The 14,201-nt window shown below is 71.8% G+C and carries 11 protein-coding genes; 7 read left to right on the top strand and 4 right to left on the bottom strand.

Going from position 1 to position 14,201, the window contains the following annotated elements:
* Positions 1-40: 40 nt before the first annotated feature.
* Together RKD20_RS39640 and RKD20_RS39635 are read left to right on the top strand one after the other, a co-directional pair.
* Positions 41-895 (top strand): DUF3152 domain-containing protein, encoded by an 855-nt coding sequence (locus RKD20_RS39640; protein WP_424881902.1) that lies wholly within the window; start codon positions 41-43, stop codon positions 893-895.
* A 31-nt stretch (positions 896-926) separates the two neighbouring features.
* On the top strand, positions 927-4,316 hold the full coding sequence (locus RKD20_RS39635; protein WP_424881901.1) for a S8 family peptidase: 3,390 nt from the start codon (positions 927-929) through the stop codon (positions 4,314-4,316).
* A gap of 81 nt (positions 4,317-4,397) precedes the next feature.
* On the opposite strand, the gene RKD20_RS39630 is transcribed toward RKD20_RS39635, so the two are convergent.
* The gene (locus RKD20_RS39630; RefSeq protein WP_424881900.1) at positions 4,398-4,829 is read right to left on the bottom strand and encodes an ArsI/CadI family heavy metal resistance metalloenzyme; all 432 of its coding nucleotides are present in this window, start codon (positions 4,827-4,829) and stop codon (positions 4,398-4,400) included.
* 88 nt (positions 4,830-4,917) lie between these two features.
* Here RKD20_RS39630 and RKD20_RS39625 point away from each other — a divergent pair, with 88 nt between their 5' ends.
* The 5 genes from RKD20_RS39625 to RKD20_RS39605 all read left to right on the top strand — a co-directional run bounded on the left by RKD20_RS39625 (position 4,918) and on the right by RKD20_RS39605 (position 10,226).
* Positions 4,918-5,295, top strand: a complete 378-nt coding sequence (locus RKD20_RS39625) for an ArsR/SmtB family transcription factor (protein ID WP_007380269.1) — start codon at positions 4,918-4,920, stop codon at positions 5,293-5,295.
* A 19-nt stretch (positions 5,296-5,314) separates the two neighbouring features.
* Entirely contained in the window at positions 5,315-5,806 is a 492-nt protein-coding gene (locus RKD20_RS39620; protein WP_424883426.1) for a hypothetical protein, read from the top strand.
* The gene (locus RKD20_RS39615) at positions 5,803-6,222 is read left to right on the top strand and encodes an arsenate reductase ArsC (RefSeq protein WP_424881899.1); all 420 of its coding nucleotides are present in this window, start codon (positions 5,803-5,805) and stop codon (positions 6,220-6,222) included. Before RKD20_RS39620 ends, RKD20_RS39615 begins: the two co-directional genes overlap by 4 nt.
* Positions 6,223-6,700: 478 nt before the next feature.
* Positions 6,701-7,546 carry a S1 family peptidase gene (locus tag RKD20_RS39610; protein WP_424883425.1) on the top strand — a complete coding sequence of 282 codons (846 nt, stop codon included), beginning with the start codon at positions 6,701-6,703 and terminating at the stop codon, positions 7,544-7,546.
* 151 nt (positions 7,547-7,697) lie between these two features.
* Positions 7,698-10,226, top strand: a complete 2,529-nt coding sequence (locus tag RKD20_RS39605; protein ID WP_424881898.1) for a SpoIIE family protein phosphatase — start codon at positions 7,698-7,700, stop codon at positions 10,224-10,226.
* Positions 10,227-10,244: 18 nt separating this feature from the next.
* On the opposite strand, the gene RKD20_RS39600 is transcribed toward RKD20_RS39605, so the two are convergent.
* From RKD20_RS39600 to RKD20_RS39590, 3 genes are read right to left on the bottom strand one after another with little or no spacing between them, the layout of a single operon-like run.
* Entirely contained in the window at positions 10,245-11,405 is a 1,161-nt protein-coding gene (locus tag RKD20_RS39600) for a substrate-binding domain-containing protein (RefSeq protein WP_424881897.1), read from the bottom strand.
* Positions 11,406-11,461: 56 nt separating this feature from the next.
* Positions 11,462-12,568 (bottom strand): ABC transporter permease, encoded by a 1,107-nt coding sequence (locus RKD20_RS39595; RefSeq protein ID WP_424881896.1) that lies wholly within the window; start codon positions 12,566-12,568, stop codon positions 11,462-11,464.
* On the bottom strand, positions 12,565-14,112 hold the full coding sequence (locus RKD20_RS39590) for a sugar ABC transporter ATP-binding protein (RefSeq protein ID WP_424881895.1): 1,548 nt from the start codon (positions 14,110-14,112) through the stop codon (positions 12,565-12,567). The genes RKD20_RS39595 and RKD20_RS39590 overlap by 4 nt, the downstream gene beginning before the upstream one ends.
* Between the last annotated feature and the right edge of the window lie 89 nt (positions 14,113-14,201).

Genomic DNA, 14,201 nt, shown 5'->3' with positions numbered 1-14,201 from the left:
GGCCAGGTCCGATCACATGGCGATCACATCGTGAACGACCGTGACAGCGCACAAACGAAACCCCGCCGGCCGCCGTCGCCGGAAGCGCTCCGAGCGGAGCGTCAAGCACCAACTGATGGGCGGACTGGCCGCGTTGGCCGCCTTCGCGGCCGTCGGTGGCGCGGTGGTGGCGTGGCTGCCGTCCGACTCGGCACCAACGTCCGCGGCACTCAAGCCCGTTGAGAGTCCGCAGTCCCAAGAGACCGCCGGGTCACCGGAGCGGGAAGAGACCTCCGAGTCACCGGAACCGGAAGGGTCCGGTGCGCCCTCCGGCCGCGCCACGGCCCCCCTCCCCCGGAGCGGTCCGGGGACCTTCGTCACCGCGCCCGGCGGGAGCGGGCGGGTCGGCAAGGGCACACCGCTGCGCTACCGGGTCGAGGTGGAGAAGGGCATCACGATCTCCCCCGAGGACGTCGCCGCACAGGTGGAGCGGACCCTGGCCGACCCGCGCGGCTGGACGGCCGACGGCCACTCGGCGTTCCAGCGGGTGTCCGGCGGCCCCACCGACTTCGTGGTCCGCCTCGCCACCCCGGCGACCGTCGACCGGATCTGCGCCGAGGGCGGCCTCGACACCGGCGGCAAGGTCAACTGCAGCGTGAACCACCAGGTGATGGTCAACCTCAGACGCTGGGTCCTGGCCACCGAGTTCTACCGCAAGGACGTCGTCGGGTACCGCTCGCTGATCATCAACCACGAGGTGGGCCACTTCCTCGGCCACGGGCATGTGACCTGCCCCGGCGAGGGGCAGCAGGCCCCCGCGATGATGCAGCAGATCAAGGGCCTGCTCGGCTGCGTCCCCAATGTCTGGCCGTACGACAGCGACGGCCGTCTCCTCACGGGCCCCGCCGCCCCGTGACGCATTGATTCCCCAACTGTCAGGAGTTCAGATGGAGTTACGCGTACGCCACAGACATGCGGCCATGGCCGCGGGGGTGGCTGCCGCCGCCCTGGTCCTCGCCGGGCTCCCGGCCGGTGCGGGAGCCGTCGACCACGTCTCGGCCGGGAGCGCCCGTACGGTCTCGGCGGTGAAAACCGTCACGCTCGTCACCGGTGACCGGGTCCTGGTGGACGGCACCGGCCAGGTCTCCGGGGTGGAGCGGGCACAGGGCCGCAAGGGCATGCCGTTCACGGTCCGGGTCGTCGCCGGGCACACCCGGGTCGTCCCCGGTGACGCCGAACTGCTGCTGGCCGAGGGCAAGTTGGACCCACGGCTGTTCGACGTCACCCAGCTGGTCAAGGACGGCTACGACGACGCGGGCCGCTCCGACCTGCCGCTGATCGTCACGTTCCGCGGCACAAAGGCGCACTCGACCACTCCCTTCACCGAGGCCGGGGCCCGGATGGGCCGTCAGCTGCCCGTCGTCAACGGCCGGGCGATGCGCTCCGCGAAGAGGCGCGGGACCGGGTTCTGGAAGGCAGTGACCCACAAGTCCGCGCAGGGCGCTGCGGAGTTCACCGCCGAGGCCGGGGTGGAGAAGCTGTGGCTGGACGGAAAGCGCCGGGCCTCGCTCGACAAGAGCGTCCCTCAGATCGGTGCACCGGCCGCCTGGGCCGCGGGCTTCGACGGCACCGGCACCAAGGTCGCCGTCCTGGACACCGGAATCGACACCGGCCATCCCGACCTGGCGGGCAAGGTGGTCGCCGAGCAGGACTTCAGCGGCACCGGCACCACCACCGACAACTTCGGGCACGGCACCCATGTCGCGTCCACCGTCGCGGGCAGCGGCGCGAAGTCGGACGGGAAGTACAAGGGGGTCGCGCCGGGCGCGCGGCTCCTCAACGGCAAGGTCCTCGACGACCAGGGCGGCGGCACTGACTCCGGGATCATCGCCGGCATGGAGTGGGCGGTGGCCCAGGGCGCGGACGTCGTCAACCTCAGCCTCGGCGGGCCCGACTTCCCCGACGTCGACCCGATGGAGGAGGCCGTCAACCGGCTCTCGGCGGAGTCCGGCACCCTCTTCGTCATCGCGGCCGGCAACGACGGTGAGTCCGGCGAGTCGACCGTCGGCTCGCCCGGCAGCGCGGCCTCCGCACTCACTGTCGGCGCGGTCGACGGGTCCGACGCACTCGCGGACTTCTCCAGCCGCGGTCCGCGCGTCGGCGACGGCGGGGTCAAGCCCGACCTGACCGCGCCGGGCGTCGCCATCACGGCCGCGTCCGCCGCCGGCAGCTTGCTGTCGGAGTGGTACCCCTCCGACATCCCCGGGTACCTCACGATCGAGGGCACGTCCATGGCCACCCCGCATGTCGCGGGCGCGGCCGCGCTCCTCGCCCAGCAGCACCCCGACTGGAGCGGTGAGCGCCTCAAGGCGGTGCTGACCGGTTCCGCGAAGCCGGGCGCGTACAGCTCCTACCAGCAGGGCACCGGACGGGTCGACGTGGCCCGGGCACTGGACGAACACGTCGTCACCGAGCAGGGTCCCGTCGACTTCGGCGTCCAGCAGTGGCCGCACGACGACGACAAGGCGCGGACCAAGCGGCTCACCTACCGCAACCTCGGCACCGGGCCGGTCACCCTCGACCTGTCGGTGGACGCCCGCGCGGTGGACGGAAAGCCCGCCGCCGAGGGCCTGTTCACCGTCTCCCCGCAGCGGATCACCGTCCCGGCGGGCGGCGAGGCGAGCGCCGAGGTCACCGCGGACACCCGCGCAGGCACCGCGGACGGCAGCTTCGGCGGCTCGGTGACGGCCTCCTCCGCCGACGGCAAGGTGCGGGTGCGGTCCGCCGTGGGCGTGGTCCGCGAGGTGGAGTCGTACGACCTGACGCTCAAGCACATCGACGAGCAGGGTGCGGCGACCGGCGACGCCGTGACCTCGATCGCGGGTCTCGTCGGCACCTTCTACGCCGACTACGCCGACGAGCAGGACGGCGAGCTGACGGTACGTCTGCCCAAGGCCGACTACGTCCTGACCGGGGTGATCCACCCGGCGCTGTCCGCCTCCCGGCACGCCGTACTGGTCCAGCCCAGGCTGCGGCTGGACAAGGACACGACCATCAGCGTCGACGCCCGGCAGGCGAAGCCGGTCGACATCACCGTGCCGGACCCGGCGGCCGTGAACAACGACGCCGTGGTCGCGATCGGCTACGGGCGGGGCGAGGGCCGGGACGACGCCTCCCTGCAGTTCCTGCTACCCACCTTCGAGGGTTCCCGGTTCGGGCGGCTGGGCTCCGACGAGGCCGTGGAGGGACTCAACTCCCTGTACTCCGGCAGGTGGACCGGCAAGGACAAGCAGGGCAGGCCGGTCGACTACCACCTGGGCTGGTACCGGAAGGACACCCTGGACGGCTTCACCGCGAACGTCGGGCGCAAGCAGCTGGCCAAGGTGGACCTCCAGGTCGGTGCGGCGGTCGAGGGCCGGCGCGTCCAGGCCGAGGTGACCGCGCATCTGCCCGACGGCCGACTGGTGAGCGGCTTCACCGACATGCGCGGGGAGCTGCCGTACCGGAGCACCGAGTACATCCTCGACAACGGCGTGAAGTGGTCGGTGCGCACCTGGCAGCGCTGGGGCGAGGGCCCGGACGCCCCCTTCGAGGGCTTCCTGATGCGGATGCCGAGGACCTGGAAGGCCGGTCACACCTACCGCGAGCGGTTCGGCGTGGGCGTCTTCGGGCCGGTCCTGAACGGGCCCGGTGATCTCGGTCCTGCCAGAGGCTTCCCGGGTGCCGGCCGCGACGGGAACACCCTCAGGGCCTACCTGCCGCTGTTCGGCGACGGCTCCGGGCACTGGGGCCTCAGCGACGCCACGACGATGACGACGAAACTGGAGGCGAACGGCAAGGAGATCGCCGACGACTACGGCGTCCCGCCGACCCTCGACGTCACGGAGTACACGCTGCCCGCCGAGGACACCGCGTACAAGCTGACCGTGGACAGCTCCCGGGACCGGGCCGTGTATCCGCTCAGCACCCGCGTCCACGCGGAGTGGACCTTCCGCTCGGCGAAGACCCCCGCGGGCGAGTTCGCCGCCGTGCCGCTGTCGACGGTCCGCTTCAGTCCCGACCTCACCCTCGCCAGTACGGCGAAGGCGGGCAAGCGCTTCGAGGTGCCCTTCACCGTCGAGGGCGCGGCGGCAGGGCAGCGCCCGGCGAAGCTCGCCTTCCAGGTGTCGTACGACGAAGGAAGGACCTGGCAGCCCGCCAAGGCCGTCGGCGGTACGCACCTGTCGCTCAGGCACCCGGCGACGGCGGGCTCCGTCTCCCTGCGCGCGGAGCTGACCGACCGGGTGGGCAACACCCTGACCCAGACGATCGAAAGGGCCTACCTGACCACCCCGTGAACCCTCCGTGCACGCGCCTCTGCCCGGGACGGCCTCGCCGCTGTCCCGGGCAGAGGCGCGTCTGCGCCGGCGGACAGCCGGTCAGCATCCGCAGGCAGTGGTGGAGCAGCAGGCGTCCGGGGAGGCGTCGGCCTTCTCCAGGGTGTCGGCGTCGGCCTTGACCACGTACACCTCCCACGGCTCCTTGCCAGGGCCGTGCACCCACACCTTGTCCTGCAGGGCGTAGCAGCAGGAGGTGTCGTTCTCCTCGAACGTGGCCAGGCCCGCCTCCTTCAGCCGGGTTGTCGCGGCGTTGACGTCCTCGGTGCCGGCGACCTCGACACCGAGGTGGTCCAGGCGGGTCTCCTCGCCGCTCTCGCCCTCGATGAGGACCAGCTTCAGCGGGGGCTCGGTGACGGCGAAGTTGGCGTACCCCTCGCGCCGCTTGGCGGGCTCGGTGCCGAAGAGCTTGGAGTAGAAGGCGATCGAGCCTTCCAGGTCGGCGACGCGCAGGGCCAGCTGGACTCGGGACATGGCGGTCTCCCTTCGGGACGACGTTGTATCGACGGATGTCGATACAGCCGAGGTTGCCACCTGGATAGACAGGTGTCAACATAGAGGAATGTCGAAACAAGCTGATCTGCCGCTGCTCGGCCAGGACGAGGCGTGCTGCGCCCCGATGGTGCGCGAGCCGCTGGGCGAAGCGGACGCGGCCGAGCTCTCGCGGATGTTCAAGGCCCTGTCGGACCCGATCCGGCTGCGGCTGCTGTCCCTGATCGCCTCCCACGAGGGCGGGGAGGCGTGCGTGTGCGACCTCACCGACCCCTTCGACGTCTCCCAGCCGACCATCTCCCACCATCTGAAGGTGCTGCGCGAGGCCGGGCTGGTCGGCTCCGAACGACGGGGGACCTGGGTGTACTACTGGGTGCTCCCCGAAGCGCTGGGCAGGCTGTCCGCCCTCCTCGAGACACCGGGGGTCCCCGCGAAGGCCTCCGCATGAGCGCCACGGTCCCTACGGGATCCAGGCGACCGAGTCGACCCGCGATATCGGTGTGCAGTTGCCGGCCGACTACCCGGCGACCGTGCTCGGCCTTGGCGTGCTCATCGCCCTGCTCGGACCCGTTTCCTGGGCGCACCTCAACCCCGTCGTCACCCTCACCGTGCACCGGTCGACGCACGACCGCTCCGCCGGACACCTGTGGCTCGGCGAAGTGGTGGCGGTCGCCGCCTGTATCGGCGCCGCCTACTGGTTCACCTCCTCCACCAGCTTCGCCCATCCGGCCGTGACGATCGGCCGGGCCTTCACCGACACCTTCGCCGGCATCGCCCCCGCCTCCGTGGCACCCTTCCTCGCCGCCCAGCTCGCAGGCGGGGGCCTCGGTCTCGTCCTGGTCGCCGTCGCGATCGGCCGCCCCGTGCCCGCGACCGGGGACGGGGTCGTCGTCACGCACGGCGAGCGCCGACCGACCTCCCCCGCCCGGCCCACAGAAGAAAGCGCCGTGTCCTCATGAGCTCTCCCGCCGTCCCCTCCGTGCTGTTCGTGTGCGTGCACAACGCCGGCCGGTCCCAGATGGCCGCCGCCTTCCTCACCCGTCTCGGCGGGGACGGCGTCCGGGTCCGCTCCGCCGGTTCCGCCCCCGCCGACGCGGTGAACCCCGCCGTGGTGGAGGCCATGAAGGAGGCCGGCATCGACATCTCCGCCGAGACCCCGAAGGTCCTCACCGCCGACGCGGTCCAGTCCTCCGACGTGGTCGTCACGATGGGCTGCGGGGACGCCTGCCCGTACTTCCCGGGCAAGCGGTACCTGGACTGGACGCTGGACGACCCGGCCGGACAGGGCGTCCGGGCCGTCCGGCCGATCCGCGACGAGATCGAGCGGCGCGTTCGCGGCCTGCTCGCCGAGCTCGGCGTCGAGGTGACGCGGTGAGCACGGCACGGGGGGCCGTGCCGGGATGACGCGGCCCGGAGAACACCGTGGCCCAGCCGGGCGGCGGTGGTGCCGGTGTACGTCGGGGGGATGCGCGTCGGGCGGCCCGGCCATCGAGGAGGGCGGGCCCTCCATCGGGGACTTCCCCCAGTTCCGCAGGTGAGACAAGGTCCGGGCGACGGCACGGACGACGCATGCACCGGCAAATCATGAGTCGGGGTTACCCCCCAGCCGAAGACCGGTTCATCGACCCAAGGCCCTCTACCCGCACCGGGTTCGGCCGGGCACACTGAAGCGTCGGCCACGCGGCGCGGGCTCGTCTCATCCTTCGCACCCGCACAGCGCGCCACAGCACGGAAGCACGGCACGCCCGCGATGGCATGGACGTGCGCCGAATCCGACCTGTCTCCCCGGGGGGGCCTCAGTGAGCAGAGCACGCCGTACCGACATCGGACGGCCACGACTGATCGCCTCGGTGATGAGCTTGCTGGTGGTGACCGCTCTCGCCCTGTCCGACACCGGCGCGGCCGCGGCGCCCCCGACCGGCTCCGCACCCTCCACCGCCTCGGTGTCCGGCGCGGCCTCGGCCGTGGCGTCCCTGGGTGTGGCCGGGACGACCTGGGCCGTCGACGGGCGCACCGGAAGGCTGCGGGTCTCCGCGGACTCCACGGTCGCGGACCCGGACCTGTCCAGAATCCGGCAGGTCACAGGGCGCTTCCCGGGCGCCGCGACCGTCGAGCGGCTCGGCGGCAGGCTGCGCACCCTCGTGTCGGGCGGCGACGGCATCCACGCCTCCGCCTGGCGCTGTTCGGCGGGGGTCAACGTGCGCAGCGGCTCCTCGTACTACTTCGTGACGGCCGGTCACTGCACCGAGACCCTGCCCACCTGGTACACCGACTCCGCCCTGACCACCACGATCGGACCCACCACCAACACCAGCTTCCCCGGCGACGACTTCGGTGTCGTCCGGTACGCCAACCCGGCCGTACCGCATCCCGGCACCATCGGAACCGTCGACGTCACCGGGACCGCGACCGCCTACGTCGGCCAGAGCGTCTGCCGCCGGGGAGCGACCACCGGGGTGCGGTGCGGCGCGGTCACCGCACTGAACGCGACCGTCAACTACGGCAACGGAAACACCGTCTCCGGGTTGATCCGGACGAACATCTGCGCCGAGCCGGGCGACAGCGGCGGCCCGCTCTACGCCGGCGACAAGGTCGTCGGAATCCTCTCCGGCGGCTCCGGGAACTGCACCACCGGAGGAACCACCTACTACCAGCCGATCCAGGAGGTACTGAACGCGTACGGGTTGTCCGTCTACTGAGGCCGGCGAGCGAATCAGGGAACCGGCGAGGAAGGAGAACCCTGCATCCACGACAGGACTTCGCCCGGGAACAAATCGGCTCACCCATACCGGCCAGACATCCAGCCACAGAGAGGTGCGAAGACCCTAAACTGGGAAAAGCACTCCATGGATGATCGAGGGCAGCGTGTCGGTCAACGGTATGGCATCGAGTTCATACCCGCTCAGCGCCGCGGGTGTCGGCGAAGCGCCCGAGCGCGACGACGCACTGGTGAGGGCCGTGGTCCATGCCGTGGAGGTCACCGGGGCGCATACCGGAAGCGTGTTCCTGCTCTCAGGCGACCATCGCTCGCTCGTCGTGGCCGCGTCCTGCGGGACACCGCCCTCACTGCTCAGCGGGTGGCGTCGGATCCCGGTCAACAGCCGTATGCCGGTGGCGGAGGCGTGCCGCTCCGGGCGCATGGTCCACCTGGCCGGCGCGGAGGAGACGATGCGGCGCTTCCCCCAGCTCTCGATCGCCCTGCCCTACCCGTTCGGCTCCGCATCGGTCCCCGTACGGGCGGGCGAGCGGACCTTCGGCGCCATCGCCGTCGTGTGGACGCCCAGGCCGGACGGGACCGGACTGTCGAGGGCACAGCGCGGGCGGTTGCGCTCCGCCGCCGACCGGCTGGGCACCGCCCTCGCCGGACTGCGGGCCCGGGGCACGCTCGGTGAGTACGACGAGCGGACGGCTCCGGTACTGGTCCCGCTGCCGTCCGCGCCGGCGATCCGGGTGGGCCTGTTCGACTGGAACCTCGGCACCGGCGCCCTCACTGCCGACGACGAGCTGTGCGCGATCTTCGGGATCGCGCCCCGCGCCTTCGACGGTCGGGCGGCCACACTGACGGCCTGCATCGAGCCGGCGGATCTGCCCGGTTTCGGGTCCGCCGCCCGCGCCGCGGTCGAGGAAGGACACCTACTGGCGCACCACCTACGCATCCTGGACGGCCGTGGCGGACACCGCGTCGTCGAGCTGTGGGGTCGGGTACCGGAGAGCCCCGGCGACTCGGAGGCCTCTTGCCACCTCGTCGGCGCCGTACTGGACTCCGGGAGCGGCATGGCCGCCGTGGCGGCGATCGAGCGGCTCGCGGACGGTTTCTTCGCGCTCTCTCCCGACGGGCGCCTCGCCTACGCCAACCACAGCCTGGAGGATCTGCTGCGGGTCCGCCAGGACGAACTGCTCGGCCGGCGCCCCTGGGACATCCTGCCTTGGCTGGCCGATCCCGTGTACGAGGACCGCTACCGGGCCGCCGCCGTCTCCCAGCAACCGGTCTCCTTCCTGGTCCGCCGCCCGCCGGACGAGTGGCTGGTCTTCTCCCTCCACCCGGGCGCTCAGGGCATGACGGGATGGGCCTCACGGGTACGGCAGCCCGTACCGGCCGGCACCGGGCCCGGTGCGCCGGTCACCGAGGAGGGGCCGCCCTTCTCCTCGGCGCCTGAGCCTGCGGCCCCCCGCGTGGGTTCCCTCTACCGGGTGCTCACGCTGGGCAGCGCCCTCACCGAGGCGGCCACCGCGGACGAGGTGTTCGATGCCGTCGCCGAACAGTTGCTGCCGGCCTTCGGCGGCCAGAAGCTGGCGATCGCCGTGGTGGAGGAACAGCGCCTGCACCTGCTCGCTCAGCGCGGCTACTCGAAACGCTTTCTCACCCGGTTCGAAGGCACCCCGCTGCACGCCCGGCTGCCCGTGACGGACGCGCTGACCTCCGGGGTCCCGCTGTTCATCGAGTCCCGGGAGCAGCTGCGCGAGAGCTACCCCGGGCTCATGGTGGGTCACACCAACTCCTGGGCGTTCCTGCCGCTGATCGCCTCGAACCATCCGGTCGGCGCCTGCATTCTCGGCTTCGACGACATCCACCGGTTCCCCGACGAGGAGCGCGGAGTCCTCACCGCGCTGGGCGGCCTGATCGGCCAGGCTCTGGCACGCGCCAGGCTCTACGACGCCGAGTTCGCCCTTGCCCGCGGCCTGCAGGACGCGTTGCTGCCGCACCGGCTGCCCACTCTGCCGGGGCTGCGCGTCACCGGGCGTTACCTTCCGGGCACCAGGGGGATGGACATCGGCGGCGACTGGTACGACGTCATCCGCACCGGCGACGAAGTCGCTTTGATCGTCGGGGACGTCGAGGGGCACAACGTGCCCGCCGCGGCCGCCATGGGCCAACTGCGCAGCGCCATGCGGGCGTTCGTCGCCGCCGGCCACCGACCGAGCGACGTCGTCGCCGGCACCAACCGGCTCCACATGGACCTCGACCCGGTGCTCCTCGCCAGCTGCTGCTACGCCCAGTTCCATCCCCGCTCGGGGATCGTGCGCATCGTCCGCGCGGGCCATCTCCCGCCCCTGCTGCGCCTGCCCGACGGGCACACCAAGGTCCTGGAGGTGCCCGGCGGCCCACTGCTCGGCATCGACGCGACGGCACGCTTTCCGGAGTCGGAGCTGCGTCTCGCTCCCGGGTCGGTCCTGGCCCTCTACACGGACGGGTTGATCGAGAGGCGCGACTCGGACATCGGCTCCGACATCGAGCGACTCCGGGAGTCGCTGGCCCGGCTCGGCGGGGGCGGCCTGGACGATCTGGCCGACGGGCTGCTGCGGGATGCCTGCCACGCCTCCCCCGACAGGGCGGACGACATCGCGCTCCTGCTCACCGAGTACGCCCCGCCGCGTTGACCGGCCCCACCGCCACTGTCACGTGCCCCAGATCTTCCGGTACGCCTCCCGGTATCCCGACGGATCCCAGGTCGTGGCGCCCTGACTGTTGTCGGCCGTGCTGATGTGGACGGGGGCCACATACCCGCTGGCCGGCCGGCCTGAGAAGGCGCGATTGAACTCGTCGACGATCTGCCAGCCCTGCAGGGACAGCGGCTCCGGCACGGTGGCCGCCTGGTACTGCTTGCTGTTGATGCGCTGGAAGGCGGACGGGTCGCCGTCGCCGGCGCCGATGTTGAAGGGCGGGCCGGAACCCTTCTTGCCGGCCGCGCGGAACGCCGGGGCTGCATCGGCGAAGTACAGGTCGTTGATGGCGACGGAGTGGGTCCATCTCTCCTGGAAGCGGGAAAGCAGTGAGGAGATCTCCCGGGGCGTGCGGCTGCCGGCATCCGGGATCGGGATGTTCTCGTACGCCAGCAGCTCTACCCCGGCGCAGGTGGCCAGCTCCTTCCTGATCAGGTCGGACTTGTACTTGGCGAAGGGGACCGAGGCATCGGTGAAGACCACGGTCCCGGCTGTGCCGTCGGAGCTCGAGATGACCCACTGCGCACTGGCTCTGGCCACGTCCTCGACTTTGGTGGTGACGTTGGTGAAGAGCCTGGGGCGCCGGCTGGGGCCGGGGGAAGCGACCGCGTGCCAGCCGATGAGCGGGATGCCCGCCGCGTTCGCATGCGCCACCTGCTGCGAGGTCGAGCCCGGGTCGAAGCCCCCGATGACGATGCCCGAGGGTCTGACGTCCACGGCCTCGCTCATCGCCGCCTGGATGCCGGCGGGGGTGCCGCCACCATCGATCACCCGGACGTGCCAGCCGATGACGCGCGCGGCTTTCCGCACGCTGTCCGCGGCGCCCGCGACTCCGGGATTGGTCATGGTCTGAGCGACGTAGACGATGGTCTTGCCGGCCACCGCGGGGGGACCGCTGGTCGGTCCGTTCCAGGGGATGTCGCTCCGCTCCGCCCGGCTGACGGCGGCCTGGGCCCTGGTCTGGGCCGCGGGGCAGCCGCTCGGACCCGAGGTGGAGTGCGCCGGGCCGCTCGACGAGCCGCGTTCACAGCCGGCCAGCACGAAGAGCGCGACCACCACGGCGGTGGCAGTGGACCGCGCGCTGCGGACGGTGGGAGTGTTGCGGTTGCGGTGCACGGAAGCTCCTTGCGGAGGATGCCGCCCGGGCACTTCGGCGGTGCGCGCGGCGTGGGTCATGGAGGGCTGCCCGGTGTGCCGTCGTCCTGTGTCACGGCGGGCGAGTCGCGGGCGCCGACCGCACCGGTGCGCAGTCGGCGACGAGCGGAGTAACCGGCCAGTCCGACGGCGAGGAGCAGGGTGCCGCCGTAGAACAACGGGACCGTCCAGAAGTCGCCGCCCATCTGGGCGATGCCGGTGAGGCCGACGGCGAGGACGGCGACGGCGACGAGGGTGCCCAGGGCGTTGGGGCGCCCCGGTTTGATGGCGGTGGAGCCGAGGAGGGCCCCGACGAACGCGGGCAGCAGGTAGTCGAGGCCGACGCTGGGATTGCCGATCTGCTGCTGGGCCGCGAGCAGCACTCCGTCGAAGCCGACGATCAGTCCCGACGCTGCGAAGGCGTAGACGGTGTACTTGCGGGTCGGGATGCCGACCAGGTCGGCGGCGCGCGGGTTCGACCCGATGACGTACAGGTACCTGCCGAGGGGCAGCCGCTCCAGAACCACCCAGAGGGCGACCGCGAGGGCGAGCACGTAAAAGGCGGGAACCGGCAGGCCGAGGAACGTCGAGTCGTAGATGTCGGTGAAGGCGGCCGGGAGGCCTTGCGGGCCGGGGACGATCCGGCCGCCGCCGGTGACCCATCCGGTCACCGCGTACATCATGCTGCCGGTTCCGAGCGTGGCGATGAACGAATCGATCCGTCCGAATACGACGACGACACCGTTGAGGACACCCACCACAACCCCTCCGGCGATCACCGTGAGGCAGGCGAGCGGCCAGGGCCACCCCTCGCCCACGACGAGCTGCAGCACCATGACGTGCGCCAGGCCGAGACCGTAGCCGATGGAGAGGTCGAACGCGCCGGTCACGATGGGGACCATCGCGGCGAGTGCGAGGACGGCCGGGATCGACTGGTTGGACAGGATCGAGTCGACGGTGTCCCGGGTGGGAAAGGTACGCGGCAGGGCGAGGGAGAAGACCAGGAAGAGCAGGGCGGTGAGGGTCAGGAGGCCGTAGGCGCCGATGAATTGCCCGCTACGGCCGTGCGGTCGGGCGAGTCGCCTCGGTGGTCCCGAGCGACGCGGCCGTGGCGGGGGCGCAGCCGGAGAGGGGGAGCCGGTCACGGATTCGCCGCGGTTCCGGCGGAGGGCAGGGCCGAAGCCGCCCGCGTGAGCTCGGTGACCGTGAGGGCCGGGCCGGTCAGCTCGGCCGTCACGGATCCGCGGACAAAGACCAGGGCGCGCCGGCACACGCCCGCGACCTCCTCGAAGTCGCTGGAGATGAGGAGGACCGCGAGGCCGGCGGCGAGCGCCTCGTCGAGCAGGCGGTGGATCGCGGCTTTGGCACCGATGTCCACGCTCGCCGTCGGTTCCTCGAGGATCAGCAGGCGCAGGGCCGGCCGCAGCCACCGGCCGATCATGACCTTCTGCTGGTTCCCCCCGGACAGCGTGGCGATGGCGGCCTCACTGTCGTGGGGACGCACAGAGAACCGTTCGATCAGGGTGCCGGCCTCGGCGCGTTCGCGGCGGGGACTGATCCAGCACAGCGCCGGCATGCCTCCCGCCCGGGGGTTGGCCAGGAGGTTCTCCCGTACGGTCAGCTCGGCGAGGCAGCCCTCCCGCTGTCTGTCACCGGGTACGAGGGCGACACCCCGTCCGACGGCGTCCGCGACCGTACGGGGACGGTACGGGCGACCGCCGAGAAGGGCCCGTCCGCCGAGGAGGGGCCGGGCGCCCGCAAGGGCTCGGGCCAGGCCCATGTGTCCGGCGCCCGTGAGGCCGACCAGGCCGAGGACTTCTCCCCGCCGCAGCTCCAGACTGACCGGTCCCGCGTCGGGGGTGCGCACCCCGTCCAGGGTCAGGACGGCCGGGCCGCCGGCCGGGGTGGTGGCGGGGCGGTGATCGATCGGCCCCTCGCCGGTGATGGCGCGCACCAGGCGGGCAGGAGGGTGGCTCGCCGGCGAGCCGTGGCTGACCAGGCGTCCGTCGCGCAGCACGGCGAAGGTGTCGGCGACCTCGTACGCCTCGTCCAGGCGGTGGCTGACGTAGAGGATGCCGTGCCCCCGGTCCCGCAGGGTGTGCAGCACCCGGAACAGCCGGGTGCAGTCCGCGGCGGGCAGGCGGGCGGTCGGCTCGTCGAGGACGATGAGGCTCGCCCGTGCCGCCAGGGCTCGTGCGACGGCGACAAGCGAACGCTCGGCCGGGGCGAGGCGGGAGATCGGCGTGTCGGGGTCGAGATGTCCGGCGACGGCCCGCAGGGCCTCGGTGCAGTGTTCTCGGGTGAGCCGCCAGGAGATCAGTCCGGCGCGGCGCGGATACCCGGCGCTCAGAGCGATGTTCTCGGCTACCGTCATCCACTCCACCAGCCCGAGATCCTGATGGATGAAGGACATGTGCCGGGAAGCGGCGCGGCTACCTAGCGGGTGCCCGGCCACGGTGACCTGCCCCGAGTCGGCGTGGTGAACGCCGGCGAGCACCTTGATGAGCGTGGACTTGCCGGCTCCGTTGGGACCGAGGAGGGCGAGGACGCTGCCGGCGTGGACATCGAGGTCGATCCCGTCGAGCGCGAAGGTTCCCCCGAAGCTCTTGGCAAGTCCGCGGACACGGACCAGAGGTTCCGCCCCGAAGGGCGGCACCGCATGCGCAGAGGTGTCGTGGGCCTCGTGCACGGGCCTCTCCGGGGGTCGGACCTGTCGTGTTCTTCCCGATGCGCATCAGTGATATTAGCGGCACATGTCGTACATTTTGCGACATCTGG

It is taken from the genome of Streptomyces sp. SLBN-8D4, from assembly GCF_049739545.1.
Lineage (GTDB): Bacteria > Actinomycetota > Actinomycetes > Streptomycetales > Streptomycetaceae > Streptomyces > Streptomyces canus_C.
Note: the sequence above shows the minus strand (reverse complement) of the source record. Positions and strands in the feature narration are given on the sequence as shown.